Raw genomic sequence first — 1,312 nt, 5'->3', positions numbered from 1 at the left:
GGGGGCGCGGCCGAAGGTGGGTTCGATAATTGGGGTGAAGTCGTAACAAGGTAGCCGTATCGGAAGGTGCGGCTGGATCACCTCCTTTCTAAGGAGACATCGGTAAGAGGATATCTTATCGTAACGTCCTAAGGTCAGACTTTTCTGGTGAAGAGGGTCACGTTGTTTAATTTAGAGGGTGTACGCACGGGCCCATAGCTCAGCTGGCTAGAGCGCACGACTGATAATCGTGAGGTCGGTGGTTCGAGTCCACTTGGGCCCACCACCTTCTTAGGGGGGTATAGCTCAGTTGGTAGAGCACCTGCTTTGCAAGCAGGGGGTCACCGGTTCGAGTCCGATTACCTCCACCATGAGACTGGATCAAAGTGTTCAACGGGAATGGTTGAGCACTTTGATCTGGCCTGGATGGCCGGAAGCTGGCACCTTGAAAACTGAACAATGTAGAATGAAGTATGATGAAGCAAGCAACAGAGGGCAATTAACAGCAATGTTGTGGAACAAATAATAGAATGGCGAAAGCCGTTCTAGTAGGGTAGAAACAATGAGCCAAAAAAATTGACATCTTCTGTGAAGCCTGCATAATTCATGATCCAATAGAGAACAGCTGAAGAGGTTGTTCTACTAAGGTCAAGCTAATAAGAGCGCAAGGGGAATGCCTTGGCATCAGGAGCCGAAGAAGGACGTGACAAGCTGCGATAAGCTGCGGTGAGCTGCACATAAGCTTTGACCCGCAGATTTCCGAATGGGGAAACCCGGCAGAGCAATACTCTGTCAGCCTGCGTTGAATCAAATAGGCGTAGGTGGGGAACCGCCTGAACTGAAACATCTAAGTAGGGCGAGGAAGAGAAATCAACAGAGATTCCGCTAGTAGTGGCGAGCGAACGCGGAAGAGGGCAAACCGGTGGATTTATCCACCGGGGTTGTGGACCGACACAACGACAGGATAGGTTAACTGAATGGTATGGGAAGGCCAGCCAGAGCGGGTGACAGCCCCGTAAGTGAAAACCGAATCCTGTCAGTCGAGTTCCAGAGTACCGCGGGACACGTGAAACCCCGTGGGAAACTGGGGGGACCACCCTCCAACCCTAAATACTACCTGATGACCGATAGAGGAGCAGTACCGTGAGGGAAAGGTGAAAAGGACCCCGGGAGGGGAGTGAAACAGAACCTGAAACCTTGTGCTTACAAGCACTCAAAGACCGTTAATGGTTGATGAGGTACCTTTTGTAGAATGGTCCGGCGAGTTATTGTTACTGGCGAGCTTAAGGTATTCAGTACCGGAGGCGAAGGGAAACCGAGTGTTAATAGCGCG

2 tRNA genes and 2 rRNA genes are annotated in these 1,312 nt (G+C 51.1%); all 4 read left to right on the top strand.

Going from position 1 to position 1,312, the window contains the following annotated elements:
* Positions 1–88 (top strand): 16S ribosomal RNA (locus NE547_RS17885); the annotation flags it as partial.
* A gap of 100 nt (positions 89–188) precedes the next feature.
* A tRNA-Ile gene (locus NE547_RS17880) sits at positions 189–265 on the top strand.
* Between the two features lie 9 nt (positions 266–274).
* Positions 275–350, top strand: a tRNA-Ala gene (locus tag NE547_RS17875).
* 275 nt (positions 351–625) lie between these two features.
* Positions 626–1,312 (top strand): 23S ribosomal RNA (locus NE547_RS17870); the annotation flags it as partial.

This window comes from Flavonifractor sp. DFI.6.63 (assembly GCF_024462255.1).
GTDB classification, from domain to species: Bacteria; Bacillota; Clostridia; order Oscillospirales; family Oscillospiraceae; genus Lawsonibacter_A; species Lawsonibacter_A hominis.
This window is presented reverse-complemented; position numbering and strand designations above follow the sequence as displayed.